Source organism: Acinetobacter sp. YH12043 (genome assembly GCF_013419915.1).
Taxonomy (GTDB): domain Bacteria; phylum Pseudomonadota; class Gammaproteobacteria; order Pseudomonadales; family Moraxellaceae; genus Acinetobacter.
Map to the genome: position 1 here is coordinate 15,305 of NZ_VOZD01000011.1, position 22,530 is coordinate 37,834.

Annotated in this window: 18 protein-coding genes; 11 read left to right on the forward strand and 7 right to left on the reverse strand. The window is 44.8% G+C overall.

The genetic code is table 11. From position 1 onward, the window contains the following. Positions 1–62: 62 nt before the first annotated feature. From ilvD to FTU01_RS07040, 4 genes are all read left to right on the forward strand, one after another. A complete protein-coding gene (ilvD, locus tag FTU01_RS07025; protein WP_034171552.1) occupies positions 63–1,748 on the forward strand; it encodes a dihydroxy-acid dehydratase in 1,686 nt (561 codons plus the stop codon). 152 nt (positions 1,749–1,900) lie between these two features. Then, positions 1,901–3,181, forward strand: coding sequence for a hypothetical protein (locus FTU01_RS07030; protein WP_180012133.1), 1,281 nt, complete (start codon positions 1,901–1,903; stop codon positions 3,179–3,181). Between the two features lie 21 nt (positions 3,182–3,202). Then, positions 3,203–3,490: a chorismate mutase gene (locus FTU01_RS07035; protein ID WP_004780403.1), complete on the forward strand. Its 288-nt coding sequence runs from the start codon at positions 3,203–3,205 to the stop codon at positions 3,488–3,490. Positions 3,491–3,646: 156 nt separating this feature from the next. After that, positions 3,647–4,384 (forward strand): sulfite exporter TauE/SafE family protein, encoded by a 738-nt coding sequence (locus FTU01_RS07040; RefSeq protein WP_180138592.1) that lies wholly within the window; start codon positions 3,647–3,649, stop codon positions 4,382–4,384. On the opposite strand, the gene FTU01_RS07045 is transcribed toward FTU01_RS07040, so the two are convergent. The 4 genes from FTU01_RS07045 to FTU01_RS07060 form a co-directional block, all read right to left on the reverse strand. Continuing rightward, positions 4,381–5,286, reverse strand: coding sequence for a LysR family transcriptional regulator (locus tag FTU01_RS07045; protein WP_180138662.1), 906 nt, complete (start codon positions 5,284–5,286; stop codon positions 4,381–4,383). The genes FTU01_RS07040 and FTU01_RS07045 overlap by 4 nt on opposite strands. A 97-nt stretch (positions 5,287–5,383) precedes the next feature. Further along, positions 5,384–6,679 carry a solute carrier family 23 protein gene (locus FTU01_RS07050; RefSeq protein WP_180025639.1) on the reverse strand — a complete coding sequence of 432 codons (1,296 nt, stop codon included), beginning with the start codon at positions 6,677–6,679 and terminating at the stop codon, positions 5,384–5,386. A gap of 297 nt (positions 6,680–6,976) precedes the next feature. Then, the gene (gene ppc, locus FTU01_RS07055; protein ID WP_180138593.1) at positions 6,977–9,661 is read right to left on the reverse strand and encodes a phosphoenolpyruvate carboxylase; all 2,685 of its coding nucleotides are present in this window, start codon (positions 9,659–9,661) and stop codon (positions 6,977–6,979) included. A gap of 150 nt (positions 9,662–9,811) precedes the next feature. Continuing rightward, positions 9,812–10,435: a TetR/AcrR family transcriptional regulator gene (locus FTU01_RS07060; RefSeq protein WP_180012127.1), complete on the reverse strand. Its 624-nt coding sequence runs from the start codon at positions 10,433–10,435 to the stop codon at positions 9,812–9,814. 148 nt (positions 10,436–10,583) lie between these two features. Here FTU01_RS07060 and FTU01_RS07065 point away from each other — a divergent pair, with 148 nt between their 5' ends. The 4 genes from FTU01_RS07065 (at position 10,584) to dnaJ (ending at position 16,555) form a co-directional block, all read left to right on the forward strand. After that, positions 10,584–11,687 carry an efflux RND transporter periplasmic adaptor subunit gene (locus FTU01_RS07065; protein ID WP_180053065.1) on the forward strand — a complete coding sequence of 368 codons (1,104 nt, stop codon included), beginning with the start codon at positions 10,584–10,586 and terminating at the stop codon, positions 11,685–11,687. A gap of 2 nt (positions 11,688–11,689) precedes the next feature. Next, positions 11,690–14,827 carry an efflux RND transporter permease subunit gene (locus tag FTU01_RS07070; RefSeq protein WP_180053066.1) on the forward strand — a complete coding sequence of 1,046 codons (3,138 nt, stop codon included), beginning with the start codon at positions 11,690–11,692 and terminating at the stop codon, positions 14,825–14,827. Between the two features lie 130 nt (positions 14,828–14,957). Beyond that, positions 14,958–15,335 carry a hypothetical protein gene (locus FTU01_RS07075; RefSeq protein ID WP_104426832.1) on the forward strand — a complete coding sequence of 126 codons (378 nt, stop codon included), beginning with the start codon at positions 14,958–14,960 and terminating at the stop codon, positions 15,333–15,335. Between the two features lie 104 nt (positions 15,336–15,439). Continuing rightward, entirely contained in the window at positions 15,440–16,555 is a 1,116-nt protein-coding gene (gene dnaJ, locus FTU01_RS07080; protein ID WP_180138594.1) for a molecular chaperone DnaJ, read from the forward strand. A gap of 171 nt (positions 16,556–16,726) precedes the next feature. Here the strand turns inward: dnaJ and FTU01_RS07085 are convergent, their stop codons facing one another. Then, positions 16,727–16,912, reverse strand: coding sequence for a hypothetical protein (locus FTU01_RS07085; protein ID WP_004780424.1), 186 nt, complete (start codon positions 16,910–16,912; stop codon positions 16,727–16,729). 408 nt (positions 16,913–17,320) lie between these two features. After that, on the reverse strand, positions 17,321–17,719 hold the full coding sequence (gene tnpA / locus FTU01_RS07090; protein ID WP_180138595.1) for an IS200/IS605 family transposase: 399 nt from the start codon (positions 17,717–17,719) through the stop codon (positions 17,321–17,323). Positions 17,720–17,778: 59 nt separating this feature from the next. Here tnpA and FTU01_RS07095 point away from each other — a divergent pair, with 59 nt between their 5' ends. The 3 genes from FTU01_RS07095 to FTU01_RS07105 all read left to right on the forward strand — a co-directional run bounded on the left by FTU01_RS07095 (position 17,779) and on the right by FTU01_RS07105 (position 21,296). Further along, positions 17,779–19,086, forward strand: a complete 1,308-nt coding sequence (locus FTU01_RS07095; protein WP_180138596.1) for an RNA-guided endonuclease TnpB family protein — start codon at positions 17,779–17,781, stop codon at positions 19,084–19,086. Positions 19,087–19,772: 686 nt separating this feature from the next. Beyond that, positions 19,773–20,594, forward strand: coding sequence for a 4-hydroxy-tetrahydrodipicolinate reductase (gene dapB / locus FTU01_RS07100; RefSeq protein WP_166135388.1), 822 nt, complete (start codon positions 19,773–19,775; stop codon positions 20,592–20,594). A gap of 57 nt (positions 20,595–20,651) precedes the next feature. Then, positions 20,652–21,296, forward strand: a complete 645-nt coding sequence (locus tag FTU01_RS07105; RefSeq protein WP_166135385.1) for an START domain-containing protein — start codon at positions 20,652–20,654, stop codon at positions 21,294–21,296. 50 nt (positions 21,297–21,346) lie between these two features. Here the strand turns inward: FTU01_RS07105 and FTU01_RS07110 are convergent, their stop codons facing one another. Then, on the reverse strand, positions 21,347–22,522 hold the full coding sequence (locus FTU01_RS07110; protein ID WP_180138597.1) for an MFS transporter: 1,176 nt from the start codon (positions 22,520–22,522) through the stop codon (positions 21,347–21,349). Positions 22,523–22,530 lie beyond the last annotated feature (8 nt).

Below are 22,530 nucleotides of genomic sequence, written 5' to 3' on the forward strand. Positions count from 1 at the left end.
ACAATCGAATAAAACCTAGACAGCTTTTAAGCTTCACAAGAATTACATCCAGGACGATTAAAATGAGTAAAGACAATATCCGAGAACATTCTGCTCCCGTCTATGAAGGCATCGAAAATGCACCGGCCCGATCCATGATGCGTGCCACCGGTTTTCAGGATGAAGACTTTACTCGTCCGTTTATCGGGATCGCGTCGACCTGGGCCAATGTGACCCCTTGCAATATGCATATTGATGGCCTGGCACGTACAGTCGAGCAGGGCGTGAATGCTGCCGGTGGTAAGGGCATTATCTTCAATACCATCACTATTTCCGACGGGATCTCGAACGGGACTGAAGGGATGAAATACTCCTTGCTGTCGCGGGAAATTATTGCCGATTCGATTGAAGCGGTGGTCGGTTGTCAGGCCTATGATGGCGTGATTGCCATTGGCGGTTGTGACAAAAACATGCCGGGCTGCATCATGGGCTTGGCACGTTTAAACCGTCCAGGTCTGTTTATTTATGGTGGCACCATCAAGCCGGGTGAAGGGCATACCGACATGATTTCGGTATTTGAAGCGGTGGGTCAGCATGCCAAAGGCGAAATTAATGCGATTCAGGTGAAACACATCGAAGAAGTGTCTTTGCCAGGGCCGGGTTCTTGTGGGGGGATGTATACCGCCAATTCTATGGCCTCTGCGATTGAAGCTCTCGGCATGAGCCTGCCAGGCTCATCCGCACAGGAAGCGGTGTCTGAAGACAAGCAGATTGACTGTGCCCGTGCTGGTGAAGCAGTGATGAATCTACTGCGTCTGGATATCAAGCCACGTGACATCATGACCAAAGCGGCTTTTGAAAATTCAATTAAAGTATTGATTGCATTGGGTGGATCAACTAATGGAGTGCTGCATCTGTTAGCCATGGCGCATACAGCGGGTGTTGAGCTGAGCCTAGATGACTTTGTACGAATTGGTAAAGAAATTCCTGTCGTGGCCGATGTCCGTCCATCCGGTAAATATCTAATGTCGGAACTGATTGCCATTGGTGGGATCCAGCCATTGATGAAACGCATGCTGGATGCTGGCATGCTAGATGGTTCCTGCCTGACTGTGACCGGAAAAACACTGGCAGAAAACCTGGCCGATGTAGAAGATTATCCAGAAGGTCAGCAGATTATCTTGCCATTCGACAAGCCAGTGAAAAAAGACTCGCATCTGATCATTATGAAAGGCAACCTGTCACCGAATGGGGCTGTGGCTAAAATTACCGGTAAGGAAGGTCTATATTTCAAAGGACCGGCCCGCGTGTTTGAAGGCGAACAGGGCGCGATGCGCGGGATTCTGGATGGCGAAGTTCAACCAGGTGAAGTAGTTGTCATTCGTGGTGTCGGGCCTAAAGGTGGACCGGGCATGCCGGAAATGCTGAAACCGACTTCTGCTATTATTGGTAAAGGTCTGGGGGATTCAGTCGCACTGATTACTGATGGCCGTTTCTCAGGCGGAAGTCATGGTTTTGTGATTGGTCATGTCACACCGGAAGCCTATGAGGGTGGCCCGATTGGTCTGGTGCAAAATGGCGATGAAATTTCCATTAATGCGGAAACCCGTGAAATGACCTGGCATATTTCGGATGAAGAGCTTGCTGCACGTCAGGCGGCCTGGGTGAAACCGAAACCGAATTACACTCACGGGGCACTGGCGAAATTCGCCAAACTGACCTCTGGGGCGGAGACCGGGGCCGTGACTGACCTAAATCTTGAAATCTAAAGTCCTAGAAAACATTGAACATTTGTTGCTGACTTGATATAAGTTTTGCACAAGACTTATATCAGGTCATAAACATCCTCATAATAGGATGTTGAATAAAACGATCCTGCTGGCAAGGGCTGGCATGACAAAATCTTTTCGAGGCACCTCTCATGTCCCTGCTACGCCGTTGGTTTGATCCAATCCGATCGAGTTGGTTTTACCAGAAACCAGTTCGTCAAACGGTGTTATCTATTGAAGATGGCTTGAGCATCCATTTAAGACTGGATGATGTTTATAGTTATCTGGCGGTACAACAGTTACCGCAACTGGAAGAAATTCTCAGTCCGGAACTGAAGCCACTCAAAGTCATTATTTCAGATCAGCGGGCTGAGCCGCCTAATCAGATGTCTTTTGATGAATGGCAGCACTATTGTCTGAATGATGCCAAAATTTTATCTAAACAGCATCGTTTCAGCTTTCATGAGACCCCAGAATTACCGACAGCTGAAGCCTTAAAGCAGGCAGAAACCATCCTGAGAAATACGCCATTACGCGGACAGGATTTTCTGTATTTGCTGGAAGATGTCTTTCATATGCTCTGGCAAAAACAGAACGGAAAATTACGCACTTTATATGCGATGGCTAGCCGTCATCATTCGCCGCAGAATTTTCCGGAACGAATTTTTGAGCATAGTCCGATTCTGGCCAGTTATTTCCAGTTTGGCGGACGCCAGTATCAGGCGGTAGATGATCTGTTACGTCTGACCCGTCGCCTGAAACAGCAGAGATTACTGACTGGCAATCCGATTTTCCTGATCAATCATATTGAATGGCGTGAGCATCTGATCAGTGATGCCGAAGAGCTGAATGAAATCCAGTCCATGGACCCAGAGCTAGACCTGTATATCGCTCTGGAAGATCCGATTTCCTGGTTATTGCTAGCCTATATTAAGGAAGAGTTGGCTGATTTTTATAATATCCAGTTGAATGTCTATCCGCTGTCTTATCAGGGACGGGACTGGTTTGACTGGAGTCTGGCGACACGCTTATCCAAGCGGACTGAAGTCAAATTTACCCCATTCTGCCGACCAACCGAGCAGGCTGTAATGCCGATGGCGCAATTGTTTTATAGCTGTCCGGAAGAGCAGCGGATTGAAGCCATGTACCAGATTCTGGAAGCGGTCTGGACTCGTGGTTATGATCTGTCTTATGCAGCACATTTCAAGCGTATGCAGCAGGAACTGAGTATTACTGAACTGACCCAGGAAGACGTTCTGGCCAAGTTGCAGGAAAATGACACCTTATGTGAAATGAAGTCCCAGCCGAATCTACCGGTGCTGGAACTGCGTATTGATGGGCAAAGTTATACATTTAATAGCTTATATCGTGTCTGGATGATTGAAAGTATTTTCAGTAATGTGTTAGAAGAAAAGTATAAGAGTGATAACTAAACTGAAAGTGACTGAATAAACATGGAAAAAATCAAAGCTGAATCATTACAACATGCACGTCAACAGATCGATGCCATTGATACAGCTTTAGTCGAGCTGATCGCTGCGCGTCAATTTTATGTTGATCAAACCACCCGTTTTAAAAAAACTGAAACTGATCTGCAATCACCGGAGCGTATGGAGCAGATCGTGGAAAATGTCAAAGCCTTGGCACAACAGCAGGGTGTGGATCAGGCGTTTATTGAACATCTGTACCGGGAAATGTTCCAGTATTTCATTCAGCGTGAACTGAAAGAATTCCGTCCTTAAATAATTTTCAAATCCGATTTTTGTTGATGAATCTGATGATTTTCAGCACATCCATCTGAAGCCTCAACATTTGCTTGAGGCTTCCTTCTTAAAACCCTAATTTTACTCTATTCGTGATTTCTATAGCATGGGCTTAAATCAATTTAGGGTCATCAGATGACTGCTTTTGTTATTGCTATTTTTGCTCTGGCTGGCCTGATTAAAGGCACCATTGGATTAGGTCTGCCTGCGGTGTCCATGGGTTTGCTGACCATGTTTATGAGCCCATTCCAGGCAGCAACTTTACTGATTGTGCCTTCGATGCTGACCAATTTCTGGCAACTCTTTGCCGAAGGTCATGTGCTGAAACTGATTCGCCGTTTCTGGCTATTGCTGGCAGGTATTATCGTGGGTTCAGTCTGGAGTATTTTCCCGACCTTAGGCCATTCTGAATTTCATAGTGAAGCCTTACTGGGCGGGATGCTTGCCCTATATGGCTTATATGGTTTACTGGCGAAACGGATGCCAGATTTAAGCCAGCACGAAAAGTGGCTTTCTCCGATTATGGGATATCTCGGGGGGGCCTTGACCGTGGCAACTGGGGTAGTGGTAATTCCAGTCGTGCCTTATTTGCAAACCCTGCATTTAAAACGTGATGATCTGGTTCAGGCCTTAGGGTTGGTATTTACCACCTCAACGGTGTGTTTGGCAATTTTCCTGCACCAAAACCCGGTGGAAGATATGCCGATTGATTATGCCATGTCGGCCATTGCACTGATTCCGGCCTTGATCGGGATGTGGTTCGGCAAGAAAATCCGTTCCCGTATCTCTGAACAGAAATTCCGGACAGTATTTTTTATCGGCCTGATCGCCTTAGGCAGCTATATGATGCTGCATCAATTTGGCTGGATTTAATTCAGGATTTTTTGTACATCCGCAGAAATGAGGAACTGGCTAAAGTGCTGATAGGCGGTGCTCAGTTCATCAAAGTTCTTCGCAGCTAACAATAACTTGCGGTTGGCCCAATCTCCTGTCAGCTGGATTTGCTGAAATGCATAGAGCTTCGACAAACGTTGTGCAGCACGTTTTGGCATGATCGCGATACCTACACCATTGGCCACAACTTGGGCAATGGCGGCAAAATTTGGTAAGCGTAAGCGGTATTGAATTTCACAGTTCAGCAAGCGAGCCTGGGTTTCAATCGACTGCTGCAAAGAGTGATATTGCATCAGACCAACAAAGGGATAATTCAGACAGTCTGCTAATGTTAATGCCTGATTCGTTGCCAGATCATGTTGTTCAGGGCAGATCAGCACCAGAGGATCATCTGAAAATTCCAGAGTCTGTAATTGTGGCGCAGGAAAAAAGCTGGAAATAAGTCCTAGCTTGGCAGTACCACTCGCCAAAGCCGCAATGATGTCATTGCTCTCTGCTTCTTTGAGGTCGATCTGGATATTTGGGTTATTCACCAGATACTGGGGCAATAATAGGGGAAGGTACTCACTTTGTGCTGAAGAGTTACACCATAAGCTGATATTGGAATGGAGTCCTTCACTAAAGCCGGCCATGGCTTGAGACAACTGTTGTCCCTGTTGCAACAGGGCTTGGGCATGTTCAGCAAAGACCTGTCCCGCAAAAGTCATTTTTACCCCAGCAGAATGGCGGCTGAACAGACTGACCTGATATTGCTGTTCCAGCTTTTTAATCCGCTCACTGGCTGCCTGTAAGGAAATAGCAGAGCGTTCAGCACCTTTGGTCAGACTACCTGTGTCGACTATATTGAGAAAAAGACGTAAATCAAAAAAATCCAGACGCATCGGCAGGATGCTCATATAAAAGATCAGGCCTATTTAAACAATTCTTGCGATATAAAAAAAGCAGCCCGGAGGCTGCTTGAAAATTTAAGTCTTCACATTATTTTTTATCGACCAGGCTAAAGAACCAGTTCAGGAACAGTGCAGCAAAGGTCGCTGTACCAATTCCACCTAGGTTAAAGTTACCGAAGGTCAGGGCAAAGTCACCCGTACCCAGAATAATCGTTACTGCTGCCACCATCAGGTTTTTGTTCTGTGAAAAATCGACTTTATTTTCGATCCAGATTTTCGCACCGGCAATAGTAATCAGACCAAAGACCACAATTGAGGCGCCGGTTAAAATCGCTGTTGGAATGGTATGAATAATCGCACCAAATTTCGGCGATAAACCGAGGAATACTGCAAATACACCGGCAACAGCAAAGATAATCGTCGAGTAAACCCGGGTAACGGCCATCACACCAATATTTTCACCATAGGTAGTCATACCCGGTGCGCCCACACCACCTGCCAAGGTAGTTGCAATACCGTCCGCCACAAAGGCTTTACCGATATGCGGATCCAGATTTTCCCCGGTCATGGCACCCACCGCTTTAATATGTCCCAGGTTTTCTGCAATCAGAATCAGGGCAATGGGTGCAATGATCAGCATGGCATTGGTATCAAATACAGGCGCATGGAAGCTCGGAACACCAAACCAGCCAGCTTGCTGAATGGGCGCAAAATCAATTGCAGTGCCATAGCCCATTACATTACTTAAAATGTAGTAAATGAAGTAAGCCAGCAATAAACCGATCAAGAGCAATAAACGCTGTACCAGACCTGTGGTAAACACCGCAATGGAACCCATACACAGCACGGTCACCAGTGACATCCACATATTAAAGGTATTGCCCATGACGTTTTTCACGGTCACAGGGGCCAGGTTCAGACCAATAATCATCACCACCGCACCGGTCACGACAGGCGGCATCAATTTTTCAATCCAGCGGGTTCCCGTTGCCATGACCAGAACACCCATCAAGGCATAAAGCACACCACAGGCAATAATCCCGCCAGCGGCGACACCAATATTTGGATTCAGTCCGCCAGCACCTGCATAACCGGTTGCCGCAATCACTACCCCAATGAACGCAAAGCTTGAACCCAGATAACTTGGTACACGACCACCCGTGATCAGGAAGAACAGGATGGTACAGATCCCCGACATTAAAATGGCCAGATTGGGATCAAAACCCATTAGAAATGGCGCCAGTACCGTCGCTCCGAACATGGCAAAGGCATGTTGTACCCCCAAGATCAGGGTCTGGGCAGGCGGTAAATACTCTGCGGTACCTACTGGTCGTGCATCGATACTACCCTCATAAGGGCGCCACTTGGGAAACCAATTGGACATAAAATGAGCACTCAAAAGATAAATTGTGCACATCATACTCTTGTTTTTTAGAAGATTTAATCACTGAAACAAAATTTTTGTTCAAATTAATTCTATGACTTTATTTGATATTTTACCGTGCGGTAAAAGTTTTTTAAATCAAAACTAAAGTTAAATCAGTGGATTAATTCCCGGACAATTCATATTCAACTTCTATAAGTAATTTTAATTTGATATATAAATAAAGCTTTTTTTGGCTATTGACTGATCAATAAAAAAGCACATCGTGTAGATGTGCTTTAAATGGAAGGGAAAAAATCAACCGGTATTTCGTAAACCGGCGGCAATGCCGGCAATACTGACCATCAAGGCATGATCGACCGGAGTGTGTTCAGCCTGCTGCTGTTCCAGATATAACCGACGACGTTTCATCAGTTCGGCTTGCAGTAAATGGAGCGGTAACAGATAAGGTTTACGCACGGTCATGGACTGGTCCAAGACACCATTACTGCTCAGCAGTTTTGATTCATCTTTTAAAGTGAGTAGGGTCTGGATGGCATCTTGCAAGCGTTGACGCAGTTCCGTGCCGAGCTCTTTCAGGTCTTCATCCTGAGTCAGATGTGATTCGTAATAGAGCGCGACATTGCTGTCTGCTTTGGAGAGTACCATTTCCAGCATATCAATTAAGGTCTGGAAATAAGGCCATTCGGTTAGCATCTCATCCAGAATTGTACGTTGCCCTTGATCCAGTACCTCATTTAATGCGGCACCGGTACCCAGCCAGGCTGGTAACATCAGACGGATTTGGGTCCAGGCGAAGACCCAGGGAATAGCACGCAAGGATTCAATTCCACCGCTGACCTTACGTTTGGCAGGACGTGAACCAAGCGGCAGCATTTGCAGTTCCAGTTCTGGGGTCACGGTACGCAGGTATTTTACGAAATGCGGATTTTCACGTACCGTCTGACGATAGACTTGTACTGACAGATCAGTCATTTTATGCATCAGATCACGCCATTCCGGTTTTGGTTCAGGTGGCGGTAATAAAGTCGCTTCCAGCGTCGCCGCTGTATAAATTTCCAGATTTTGTAGTGCGATTTCTTCCAGACCGAATTTAAAGCGGATCATTTCACCCTGTTCAGTCACCCGAATAGCGCCTGAAATAGAGCCTGGTGGTTGCGAGAACAAGGCTTGCTGGGTGGGTGCACCGCCGCGGCTGATCGAACCGCCACGACCATGGAACAGGGTCAGCTGGATACCATGCTGTTTAGCAACTGCGGTCAGTTCTTCCTGCGCACGGTACTGTGCCCAGTTGGCTGACATAAAGCCGGCATCTTTGGCCGAATCCGAATAACCAATCATGACTTCATGCTTACCCTGAATATGCTGTTTGTACCAGTGCATATTAAAGAGTGTCGACATGGTGTCAGCAGCGCCGTCGAGATCTTTTAAGGTTTCAAATAAAGGTACTACCCGTAAAGGCTGTTTAATCCCAGCTTCTTTTTGCAGCAGCAAGACAGCCAGCACATCACTTGGGTATTCGGCCATGGAAATAATATAGGCACCCAGAGACTCACTTGGCTGTTCGGCCAATGTGCGCATGGTGGTAAACACTTCCTGCACATCCGGATGTTTAATCAGGCTACCCGCTGGTTCATTCAGGTGTTTAGGTAGTAGAGGCCGTTTACTTTGCAGTTCCTGCAACAGGAAGTTTTGACGGGCCTGTTCAGTCCAAGTTTCGAAATTACCCAGACCCAGATATTCAGTAATGGCTGAAATGGCCTGACGATGACGACCAGATTCCTGACGAATATCCAGTTTGAGGAGTTCAATGCCGAAACAGTTGACCCGATAAATCAGGTCCAACAGACTACTATTGGCAAGTTCTGCCAGATTGCACGCCATCAATGAGCGATAACAGGTCAGTAACGGTTTTAATAACTCATCTTTACTTTTAATCACCCGACTATCATCCGCATCTTTGCCATGCAGTTTTTCAGCCAGCCAAGCACGGGTAATTTTTAGACGTTCACGTATATCGCGTAAATATTCACGGTACGGTTCAGGATGTTGGTGGCCTAACGCCTGTGTAATTTCATCACTGCATTGCTGAATAGAAAGTTCCCAGCGCAGGTTTTCAATATCACGCAAATACAGGTCGGCTGCTTTCCAGCGCGACAACCACAATACTTCCTGGGTCACATTATGCGTCACATTCGGATTGCCATCCCGGTCGCCACCCATCCAGGAAGCGAAACGTACCGGAGCAACATCTAGCGGCAAAGTCTGGCCACATTGTTCCTCAACCATGCCGTTCAGTTCACGGATGAATTTGGGTACAGCATTCCAGAGGGTTTGTTCAATTGTCGTAAAGCCCCATTTGGCTTCATCCACCGGGGTTGGACGATGCTGACGGATTTCATCAGTTTGCCAGGCAGAACTGATGAGCTGTTTTAAGTCAGCCAAAACTGCCTGACGTTCACGCGGGGTTAGCTTCTGCTGGTCGAATTTGGACAGGGCATTATTGATGCCATCATATTTCTGGATCAGGGTGCGTCGGCTGACTTCTGTTGGATGTGCGGTCAGCACCAGTTCAATCTTTAATTCACAGATTTGCTGATATAAGGTTTCTGCAGAAATTTCTTGCTGTTTGAATTTTTCAAATAAAGGAACCAGAGGATTTGGAGATTCTGTGCTTTCCTCAAATTCGCTTTGACGGCGACGACGTACCACATGGTACTGTTCGGCAATATTGGCAAAGTTTAAGAAATGGGTGAAGGCACGGGTTAATGGCAGGATTTCATGATCTTCTAAAGTCAGGAATAATTGTTCCAGCTGTTTTTCTGCTTCAACCTGTCCATCGCGAGCACCTTTCGATAAGGCCCGAATTTGCTCGACCTGATTAAACAAATCTTGCCCCGCATGTAACTTCAGGGTTTCTCCCAGCAAATTACCCAGTAAACGTACGTCTTCGCGTAGAGGTGCATCAATCTGTTGAACCATTTTTTATATCCCTCCGATTCTTCCTTTGACTATACCCCGACTGCATGACAATCCAAGTCTTTTGCAGACAAAAGTTGAATATCATTTGTTGCTAATTGGATGAATTTTAGTCCTTACGCTGTTGCAAGGATCAGGCCAGATAGAAGAAATTTAACGGGAAATTGCATATTTCAGCATAAAGATCTCGATGGCCTGCTGAATGATCTGATGGCGTTGCTGCATGTCAGGTAACGGGCTTAAATCCAGTAAGACTTTGTGATGTCGCATACCTAACAGTAAGGACACCATCAGTTCGGTCTGATGCTGCGGATCATCAGTCTGGATAAATTGATGTTGCTGCGCCTGCTCAAAGAAATCATGCCAGGCCTGATTCAGCTTGATATGTGAGGCTGTATAAAAACGTTCCGCCAACGGATTTTTTTCATAGGCCAGTTGCATGATGAGCAGGTCCAGTTTGAGAGCTTCCGGCAGATTGGCAATATTGAATGAGCGCAGACAGATCTGATACAGCTCCTGCTGAAAATCACTATCAGGCTGCAGAACTTTAGGAGATTCTTGCAGAATTGCCTCACAGGTTTCTTCAACCGCACAGCTAAACAGCGTGGCCTTATCCTGAAAATGATTGTAGACAGTGAGTTTGGTCACCCCGGCTTCCAGCGCAATCTGGTTCATGCTGGAACCATGATAACCATGCTGTAAAAACAGCTGTTTCGCTGCGTTCAGAATACGCTGGCGTTTCTCCAGATCCTTGGGCCGTCCAACCGGTATTTGCACAATTTCATCCAAAAAAATTCAATATGGTCATTGTTTTAACTGCAGAATCCTAATTAGTGTACCGGGTGGTATATTAATTAAAAAATAAGCAATTTATATATCTACCTATTTTGCCCTAAAAATGATGATTAGATAAGAGCGAACAATAATGATCACGATACAGAGCGCACTGGCTGGCATGATCGTCCTATGCAGTATGGCTTTCTCAGGATGTAGCAAGGACAGCGCTGCAGCAGAACAGGAAGTTCCATTTGTCATGGTGACCACACCGAAAACTTCACATCAGGAATTGAAAAGCTATGCCGGTGATGTCCAGGCACGTCAGCAAACAGCACTGGCGTTCCGGGTAGGCGGGCAGGTCACCCAGCGTTTTGTCGATGTGGGCGATCAGGTAAAAGTGGGGCAGGTCTTGGCGACCCTAGATGTGAAAGATGCTCAACTTCAATTAAATGCAGCACGTGCCCAGCTGGAAAGTGCTCAATCGGCCAGTAAAATTGCTCAGGATGAATTACAGCGTTTCAAGCAGCTGTTACCCACCAATGCCGTGAGCCGTTCGCAATATGATGCGATTGAAAACCAATATAAGGCAGCCGCGTCAAATCTGAAACAGGCCCAGTCTAATTATGATACGGCTAAAAATCAGACTGCTTATAACCAGCTCATTGCCAATAAAAGTGGGGTAATTACTGCACGTAATATCGAAATTGGTCAGGTCGTTGCAGCAGGGCAGGCGGCCTTTGAACTGGCGATAGCCGGTGAGCGTGAAGTCGTGATTGGGGTTCCTGAACAGGCGATTTCCGAAATTAAAACCGGTCAGCCGGCCTGGGTCACGTTATGGTCCAAACCGAATGAAAAATTCGCCGCCTTTGTTCGTGAGATTTCACCTGCAGCAGATCAATCGCGTACCTTCCGGGTGAAAGTGGCTTTACGCGAAGGTAATAGCCAGATCCAGCTCGGTCAGAGTGCCCGGGTGTTCTTCCAGAACAGTCAGGACAATATCCTTAGCGTTCCTTTATCCAGCGTTTCAGCGACCGATCAGCAGGCCTATGTAATGGTAGTCAAGCCGGATCATACCATCCGCAAAGTGCCGGTGCAGCTGGGTGCTTATGGCCGTGATTCTGTACCAGTTCTCAGTGGGTTAAAGGCTGATGATTATGTGGTAATTGGTGGAGTGCATCTGCTGCGTGACCAGCAAAAAATCAATCCGATTGACCGTGAAAACCGTAGTGTGAAAATTCAGGCAGGGAGTTAAACATGAACTTTAACCTGTCTGAATGGGCCTTAAAGAATAAAGGTCTGGTACTGTATTTCATGATCCTGCTCGGTTTGGTGGGCATCGTATCCTATTCCAAACTGTCACAAAGTGAGGATCCGCCGTTTACCTTTAAGGTGATGGTAATCCAGACCTACTGGCCGGGTGCCAGTGCTAAAGAAGTATCCTTACAGGTTACCGACCGGATTGAAAAAGAGTTGATGACTACCGGACAGTATGACCGGATCATGGCCTATTCCCGTCCGGGGGAATCCATGGTGACTTTTATTGCCAAGGATTCCTTGGCTTCCAAGGATGTCTCAGATGTCTGGTATAACGTCCGTAAGAAAATCAATGATATTCGCCATGAATTGCCGCAAGGCGTACAAGGTCCATTCTTTAATGATGAGTTTGGCGATACCTTTGGCAACATCTATGTCATCAAGGGCAATGACTTCGATTATGCGACGCTTAAAGAATATGCCGACCGTTTACAGTTACAGTTGCAACGGGTCAAGGATGTCGCCAAAGTTGAACTGATCGGTCTGCAGGACCAGAAAATCTGGATCGAAATCTCCAACACCAAAGCTACCCAACTGGGTATTCCGGTGACTGCCATTCAGCAGGCACTGCAGCAGCAAAATGCCATGACTCAGGCGGGCTTTTTTGAAACCGGTTCTGACCGGATTCAGGTGCGGGTCAGTGGTGCGCTGAATAATGTCGAAGAACTGCAGCAATTACCTTTACTAGTGAATGGCAAGACCATCCAGCTTAGCGATGTAGCGGAGGTTTATCGTGGCTTTACTGATCCAGCACAACCGCGTATGCGCTTTATGGGCGAAAATGGCATCGGTATTGCCGTATCGATGCGTAAAGGCGGTGACATTATTGCCTTGGGTAAAAATCTGGAACAGGAATTTGCCCGTTTGCAGAAAACTTTGCCTTTAGGAATGGATCTGCAAAAAGTTTCAGATCAGCCGGTAGCAGTGAAACGCAGTATTAATGAATTTATGAAAGTTCTGGCCGAGGCCGTGATTATTGTTCTCTTGGTGAGTTTTTTCTCACTCGGGTTCCGTACTGGTTTGGTGGTGGCTTTCTCGATTCCGTTAGTATTGGCGATGACCTTTGCCGGGATGCAACTGTTTGATGTTGGCCTGCATAAGATTTCTCTGGGTGCCCTGATTCTGGCACTTGGCCTTCTGGTCGATGACGCGATCATTGCCATAGAAATGATGGCAATCAAAATGGAGCAAGGCTTTAGCCGCTTACAGGCGGCCGGTCATGCCTGGCGGACGACTGCTTTTCCAATGCTGACCGGAACCCTGATTACTGCTGCCGGTTTCCTGCCGATTGCGACAGCAGCATCCAGTACCGGGGAATATACCCGCTCGATTTTCCAGGTGGTGACGCTGGCACTGTTGGTGTCCTGGATTGCCGCAGTTCTGTTTGTACCTTATCTGGGTGATAAACTCCTGCCAGATTTTAACAAGGATCTGGTGCAAAGAGCGCCATGGTATCAACGTCTCTGGGCGCGTTTACGCAAACGCCCTGAACCGGATCCGCTGGTGCATCATGCCGGTGAACATCATGATCCTTATCAAACCAAGTTCTATCAGGGCTTTCGCCGTTGGGTGAATATCTGTGTCACCTACCGTAAAACGGTCATTGCGGCGACTGTCGGGATTTTTGTGCTATCCATTTTGATGTTTAATCTGGTGCCAAAACAATTCTTCCCGCCATCGAATCGTGCCGAAATTCTGGTAGATCTGAAACTGGAAGAGGGCGCTTCATTAAAAGCGACTGAAGCGGCAGTGAAAAAAGTTGAAAACTTCCTGTCCAAACAGGAGGGGATTGATAACTATGTGGTCTATGTCGGTACCGGCTCACCGCGTTTCTATTTGCCATTAGACCAGCAATTGCCGCAAGCCAGCTTTGCCCAGTTTGTGGTATTGGCTTCATCACTTGAAGACCGCAATGAAATCCGTAAATCTTTAAGTGACCAGATTCGGGTGCTGTTACCAGAAGCTCGTACCCGAGTGTCTCTACTGGAAAATGGCCCACCCGTTGGCTATCCATTACAGTTCCGCGTATCGGGTGAAGACTTGGGATTAGTCCGCCAATGGGCACAGAAAGTTGCAGCAACGGTCGGAGACAATCCGAATACCACCAATGTGCATCTGGACTGGGGTGAACCAAGTAAAGTGATTAAGCTGGATATTGATCAGGACCGCGCCCGTCAGTTGGGAGTAAGCAGTAGCGATTTGGCGAATTTCCTGAATAGCTCAATTTCTGGAACTGCGATTGATCAGTACCGTGAGAAACGTGAGCTGATTGAAATCCGCTTACGGGGTGATCAGGCTGAACGTGTCGATGTCGGTTCACTGAGTAGTCTGGCAGTACCGACTACGAATGGGAGTTCAGTTCCTCTGGCCCAGATTGCCAAGATCGAATACAGCTTTGAAGAAGGCCTGATCTGGCATCGGAATCGCTTGCCGACCATTACGGTACGGGCTGATATCCGGACGCAACTGCAACCGGCAACCGTGGTCAACGAGCTGAAAGATCAGTTGGCACAGCTCAGATCAGAAATGCCAAGTGGCTATTTAATAGAGGTAGGCGGGACAGTTGAAGAATCTGCGCGAGGGCAGAACTCAGTGAATGCGGGTATGCCATTATTTTTAGCGGTGGTGATGACTTTATTGATGATCCAGCTTAGAAGTATTTCACGTGCCTTTATTGTCTTCCTGACGGCGCCATTGGGCATTATTGGCGTGGTCTTATTCCTGTTAATTTTCAATAAACCTTTTGGCTTTGTGGCCATGCTGGGTACGATTGCTTTGTCAGGAATGATCATGCGTAACTCGTTGATTCTCATTGACCAGATTGAACAGGATATTCAGGCCGGTGAGTCGCAATGGAATGCCATTATCAATGCCACAGTGCGCCGTTGCCGTCCGATTGTCCTGACTGCACTGGCTGCCGTTCTGGCCATGATTCCTTTATCCAGAAGCATTTTCTTCGGGCCAATGGCGGTTGCCATTATGGGAGGATTGATCGTGGCAACGCTATTAACGCTGTTTTTCCTGCCAGCCTTATATGCACAATGGTTTAAAGTGAAAAAAAGTTTAAATTCTGTTTAAATTTGTCATAATTTCAGGTGCGAAATATTGAAAATTTCAATATAGTAGTACCTGATTTTTTAATAATTCAAAAAAGACATACTGCTGCGGAACTCGCTTGTGCTGGGCCGCACACTAAGGTTGACTAAACATGACTCAAGACACACTCACCAAGATGCGACGCTCCGTGGCGATGGCTTATGTCTTCATGTTTTTTGCTTTGTTTACAGTGGTGAGCGGCATATTCGCCTACTGGTATGCACGTAAGGTGACCCAGATTGATTATGCCGAAGTCTGGTTACAGGCACAGGCACTCTGGATCATGCGTAATATTGTAATTTATTCAGTACTCGCGATTTTTGCAGCGCTCTGGTTCATTCCACTATTTTTCTTCGCCTGGGATAGCCAGCTTTGGGTGAAAGCCTGCACAGTCGCAGGTGTAGTATTCAGCTTTATTGCCATTATTTTCCTCATTAATGCCTGGTTCAAAGGCATCTTCAAATTTTCTCAAAACAAAGCCGTATTCTAAGCTTTCAATTTTTTTTTCAGAATTCCCCTTGTAAAGCTGGGTTTAACCCCAATTTTAGACCACAGTCAATATTAAATAGAATTCCGTGAGGAGCATCGCCAGACATGGCTAAACGTGATTATTATGAGGTTTTGGGCGTCTCTAAAACCGCTAGTGATGATGAAATTAAAAAAGCCTACCGTAAGTTGGCGATGAAATATCATCCAGACCGTAACCCGGACAATCCTGAAGCTGAAGAGAAGTTTAAAGAAGCTTCAGAAGCGTATGAAGTTCTGTCAGACAGCGAAAAACGCAGCATGTACGACCGTATGGGCCATCAAGCCTTTGAAGGTGGTATGGGCGGTGGTGCTGGCGGCTTCGGTGGTTTCAGTGCGGAAGATATTTTCAGCCAGTTTGGGGATATTTTCGGTGGAGCCTTTGGTGGGGGGGGCCGTGGCCAGCAACGTCAACGCCGTGGTTCAGACTTACGCTATGTGATGGAATTGACGCTTGAAGAAGCAGTCAAAGGCGTTAAGAAAACCATTACTTTTACTGCACCAGCGCCATGTGACGCCTGTGATGGTAAAGGTTCTAAAAATCCGAACGATGTTGAAACCTGTTCAACCTGTCATGGTGCCGGCCAGGTACGTATGCAGCAAGGTTTCTTCTCGGTACAGCAAACCTGTAGTACCTGTCGTGGCCAGGGCAAGATCATTAAGAATCCATGTAATAAATGTCATGGTTCAGGTGTATCTGACCGTCAGCAAACTTTGGAAGTTACTATTCCAGCCGGTGTGGACAATGGCGACCGCGTACGTTTGACTGGTAAAGGTGAAGCGATTCGTGATGGCCAATCAGGTGATCTATACGTTGAAGTCGTGGTACGTGAACACGAAATCTTCCAACGTGATGGCGCAGATCTGTATATGGATGTGCCGATTTCAATTGCGGATGCGGCTTTGGGTAAAGAAGTTCAGATTCCGACACTAGATGGTCGTGTCAGCCTGAAAATTCCTGAAGGTACGCAAACTGGTAAACTGTTCCGCCTACGTGGTAAGGGCGTGAAACCAGTACGTTCAACCATGCAAGGTGATCTGCTTTGTCGTGTTGTTGTAGAAACACCGGTGAACCTGACTGCGCGTCAACGTGAACTGTTGAAAGAATTGCAAGCGACCATGGAAGATGAGGGCAGCCAGTCTTCTCCAAAGAAAAAATCTTTCTTTGATCGGTTGTTTGACTGATCTGGATAGATAAAAAAGGACGCTCAGGCGTCTTTTTTTATGGCTTAAATTCGGGAAAGGCGTATGAGTTAATTATTAGATAGAAATGATAAGAAAATTATTCTTTTAATAGTATTAGCTTTTTAAGAAGGATTTATATCCCTCACGCAGAGAAATATAAATCCTATCATATTATTGCGCTTCAGTGGCTTGAGCTTCTGATGCTGGAGCCTCACTTGCAGGTGCTTCAGCAGCTTGAACTTCAGATGCAGCTGTTTCAGTTGCAGCAGGAGCTGTTTGTGCTACTTCTTCAGCAGCAAAAGTTTGTGATGCAGCAATTAACGCTACCCCGGCAAAAGTTAATTGAACTAATTTCATATAAATTTCCTTGTATTAAAAATAGTGTACTACTCAGTACACTTGGCAAAAATGTTGACATAAAATGTAGATATTGATGTTTTTTGTGTGTACTTATGTTTACTAATGTAATTTTATGTTATTTAAATAATTGAAATATAAGATTAATCATTAATCTCATAAAATTGAGCAAGTGGCAAAATATATAAGAAAATGGATTTTTTAATGTGATGTATGTCACATATTTTCATATCTAAAGGATGAATTTAATTTAAATTCTAAAAGAAAAACCCCAGCATCCTGCCGGGGTTTTTCGTATGGGTTCGCTCGGTATAACTCCTGTCGTACCTTACTGTCCTTGTGCTGATCTATCTCCAAGTGAAAGAGGACTCCACCCGTCAGTCAGGGTGGAGGTGAATTTCACAAATTTCAACCTTGTTGATTCTGAATATATTGTTTGATTATTTCCAAAGGCGCACCACCACAAGACCCTGCAAAATATGATCTTGACCATAAAACAGGTTTTGTATAATTCCCTCTCAAGTCTAAAAACTCATTTCGCATTCTTCTACTTGTTACAGACTTTAAATTATTAACCAATTTGCTTAACTGTACCGTTGGTGGATACTGAATAAGCATGTGAACATGGTCGGATTCACCATTACATTCCTTTAATTCAGCATCAAAATCTTTACATATTTCAGCTACACACTCATTAAAATATTTATGATGCAACTCACCTAGTATTTTTTTTCGATATTTCGTTATAAAAACTAAATGAACATGAAGATTAAAGGCTGAATGTCGGTTTTTATATATCTCACTCATTGAAAACTTATACCTAGAATGTTAAAATCAGCACCATATTAACAGATGCACACTCATTAATGAAAATCAACAAAGCTTATAAATTTAGGCTTGAGCCTAATGTCGAGCAAGAGGTTATTTTAAATAATCTTGTTGGCTCTGCACGCTTTGTTTGGAATCAAATATTAGCAATTTCATTTGAAATGTTTGCTCAAAATGAACACATTAATGCGGTGAATCTAGTAAAAAAGATAACAGCACTGAAAAAGAATCCTCAGTTTAGCTTTTTAGATGGAAATTCAAATGCTGTGTCACTTCAACAAAAAGTTCGTGATCTTGCATCAGCATGGGGGAAGTTTTTTAACCCTAAAGAACATACTCGACTAAAAGAAAAAAAGCGCAAACCTAAGAAACCTAAATTTTTTAAATTGGCTGATGGCACTGAGGTTCAGTTGCGCCCACTTATGCCTAGATTTAAGAAAAAATCAGACGGTTATGATTCCATTCGCCTTGTACAATTCGATAAATACTGTTGGGTTAAAGGAAATAAACTGAAACTCCCTAATGGCGTAGGTGTTATTAAATTCAGGAAGTCGCAAGAGATTCTAGGCACAATAAAAAATGTGACGATCAGTAAGGTGTCAGGACGTTGGTACGTTTCATTCTGTACTGAAACAGAACTTACTGAAATGCCGATCCACCCATCAAAATCAGCGATTGGTGTTGATCTTGGTGTTAAGAAATTAATCACCACCTCAAATGGTCAGGTCTTTGACCCGATCAATAGCTTTAAAACCAATCAGATTAAATTAGCTAGACTTCAACGGAAGCAGAGAAAGAAAGTTAAATTTAGTCAAAATTGGAAAAAACTGAATTTTAAAATCAATAAACTACATCATCATATTGCCAATATTCGTCATGACTACTTGCAAAAAATCACTACAACGCTTAGCAAAAACCACGCAATGATTGCTGTTGAGGATTTAAAAGTAGCAAATATGTCGAAGTCAGCAAGTGGCACAGTCGAAAATCAAGGAAAGAATGTAAAAGCTAAGTCAGGCTTAAACAAATCAATCCTAGATCAAGGTTGGGGCATGCTCATTGGTATGTTGGAATACAAGCAAGAATGGCGAGGTGGATTACTTGTAAAAGTTGATCCGAAGTACACAAGTCAAACCTGCTGTGAATGTGGTCATGTAGCAAAAGAAAACCGACAAACTCAAGCTAAATTTGAGTGTGTCGGATGCGGTTATGTTGCGAATGCGGATTTAAACGCATCTCGTAATATATTGTCGGCAGGACATGCCGTTTTGTCTGTGGAGGGTGGATGCGGTAAAGGTCGCCCTAAGAAGCAGAAAGCAAGCGAAATCCGTGAGGAAGTCGCCTAAGAGCTTTGCTTTTAGAATCCCCCACTTGAGTGAAAACGAAAATGGTGGGAGTATGTCAATTGTGAAGATTATAAAAAAGCGATTGTGTTGATCTTTAAAGAACGTGGATATACCAGCTTAGAAGGTGGTCAACTACTTGATGCTTAATCCTTAAACATTCCTAAATTTAAAAAAGTATGGATTTATCCTTTCATTTACCAAAGCAATCCATGGTGTTTCATCGAAAATAATACCATGCGCTAAAGGCATATGCTTCAGTACGCGATGATGGGTATTTAGTTCAATAATATCAGTGGGACTTATATTGCTGAGGCGGTCAAACTAGGGTTTCAATATATTTTCCTTAAATGCAAATGATCTGAATATGAAAAATCAAGAGCATACATATTATGGAAAAATATTTTTATCTTATTAAATTCAATTATTTATAATTAAAATTTAATTCTTATTAACTGGAATTCTTCTTTAAATGAGTTTATCTCTGACTAAGCATTTAATCATTATTCCTCTAATGGAATTATTTTTCTTTTTACTCGTCCATAAACTATTGTTTATATCGACTGCATATCAAAATCCCTCATGACCTTCTTTAATTCTTTTCATTGATTTTTATGCGATCAATCTTAGTGTTATGAGCGAGTTTTGCTATAGTAAGAGCAATTTCGAATCAACATCAGGACTATATTATGTCAGCGACACCACGCATTGGGATTTTAGGTGCAGGCGGCCGTATGGGACGCATCCTTATTCAGGCGGTGAAAGAAGCCGGTTACCAATTGGCAGCAGCTGTTGAGCGCCCTGAAAGCTCATTGATTGGAGCAGATGCCGGTGAACTGGCTGGTGTAGGGAGCTTGGGTGTAAAGGTTGTCGGCCATCTTGAAGAAGTAGTTAAAGACTGTGACGTAGTGATCGACTTTACTGCGCCTGCTGCGACGGTGAATCATCTTAAAATCTGCCGTGAAAATGGTGTTGCGATCGTGATTGGTACTACTGGTATGAATGACGAACAAAAAGCTTATCTGGATGAATCTGCAAAAGAAACTTCAGTGGTCTATGCAGCGAACTATTCGGTTGGTGTGAACGTTTCGATCAAACTGCTAGAACTTGCCTCTAAAGTCTTTGGTGATACGGTCGATATTGAAGTGATCGAAGCACATCACCGCCATAAAGTGGATGCGCCATCAGGTACAGCTCTCATGATGGGTGAAGCGATTGCTGGAGCACTGGGTCGTGATCTGAAAAAAGATGCGGTATATCACCGTGAAGGACATACGGGTCCACGTGAACGTAAAAGCATTGGTTTTCAGACTATTCGTGGCGGTGATATCGTCGGTGAACATACTGCAATGTTTATTGGGGAAGGCGAACGCGTTGAAATTACACATAAAGCTACCAACCGTATGAACTTTGCAGCCGGTGCCGTACGTGCAGCAGCTTGGGTCGTTGGTCGTGATGCACGTAAATATGACATGAAGGACGTACTTGGTTTTAACGATATTCAAGTATAAATTTTCGTCAAAATCCTATATAAAAATAACTTAAAACTAAAATAAGATGACAATGGAATGAAGAAATTAATATTAATGGCGTGTGCTGTAGCCTTTGCCGCTACAGCACAGTCGACCTCTGTGCAGAATGCCAAACTCAGCATTAATAAAAATAATATTAAAGTCTGGACCTATCAGGATGAGCGGAATCCCGTTTTTCTCTATAAAGCCGAAACCACCTACAATGTCCCGATTGAGAATGCCGTTTCTCTGATTCTGGATGTTGATCATGCAGTGAAATGGGTGCCTTATATGGGCAGTATCAAGGTACTGTCGCGTGATGATAAAAAAGGTGATTTTACCCTGTATATGGTGCTGGATTTTCCATTCCCTTTAAAAGATCGTGATCTGATTGTGCAGGGTAAAATGATCAAGGATGCAAATGGTCAGATCACCATTAAGAATAAAGCGATTCAGACTGGGTATGCCCTAAATCCGAATTATGTACGTTTGACTGATTATCAGGGAGACTGGACTTTCCAGAAACTGGCCAATAACAAGGTCAAGGTATCGACTTATGGCTATGCCAATCCTGAAGGTTCAATTCCTTTAACCTTTGTGAATATGTTTGTGCAGCAGCAGCCTTATCAGATGCTGCAAAAGATGAAAACCGAACTGGCTAAACCTGTGATAACGCCTGTGTTACCCGAAGCTTTACGTTAAATAACCAATAAAAAAAGTCCGCATTAGGCGGACTTTTTTTGAAAGAAGTTTTAAGGGCATTGCTGCGTAGTCATATCTTGCTGTGGAACCAGTTTCATTTGAATTAAAACTAAAAGCAAAGCAACAGCACTCAGCCCAGCACCAGCAAATGAAACCGCACTATAGCTAAGTCCCAGATTCAGCACACTGGCACCCGCAATCGCACCCAAAGCATTCCCGAGGTTAAAGGCACCAATATTTACCGAAGAAGCCAGTCCAGGCGCATCATAAGCTACAGACATGACTCGCATCTGTAAAGGTGGAACTACGGCAAAGGCAGCGGCACCCCAGATGATTAATGCCAGACCTGCGCCAACAGCTGTGCTTGCCAGAATCGGAAAGAGCAGCATCATCAGCATGAGCAAGATTAAAAAGCCAATCAGGGTTTTATCTAAGGATAGATCTGCAAACTTGCCACCCAAATGATTACCAATCGAGAAACCTACCCCGATCAACACCAGCATTAAAGTAATCAATGCCGGTGAGGCTTTAGTAAAGCTTTGCAGACTTGGCGCAATATAAGTATAAAGAGCAAACATGGCTCCCGCACTCATTACGGTGGTCAATAAAGCTAAAACAACAGGCAGGCGAGTCAGGACTTGCAGCTCCTGCTTTACATCCGGTTTCTGACTGCTTTGGCCTTCTGGCAAGGCTTTCCATAGGGAGAACATGGTCAACAAACCAAGCAGGGAAATACCTAGAAAAGCCATACGCCAACCAATGTGTTGTCCTATCCAGGTTGCCAGTGGCACCCCGCCAATATTGGCAATGGTCAGGCCCATAAACATCATGGCCACGGCACTGGCCTGTTTATCTTTTGGAACGACACTGGCCGCGACAACCGAACCAATTCCGAAGAAAGCACCATGGTTCAGACTGGTGATGATGCGTGCCCCCATCAGCCCCAGATAATTAGGCGCTAATGTCGCCAGAATATTGCCAATCGTAAAAATCGCCATCAATAAAATGAGAGACTTACGTTTGGAATAACGGCTTAACCAGAGGGTCATTAGCGGTGCACCCAGCATTACCCCTAAGGCATAGGCACTGATTAGCATCCCGGCACGAGGAATAGAAATTTCCAGATCGCGGGCGATTTCTGGCAGAAAACCCATAGGAGAAAATTCAGTGGTACCAATTGCAAAGGCGCCAACCGCCAGTGCAAGCAAAGGAAAATTAATTTTCATGGTTTCTG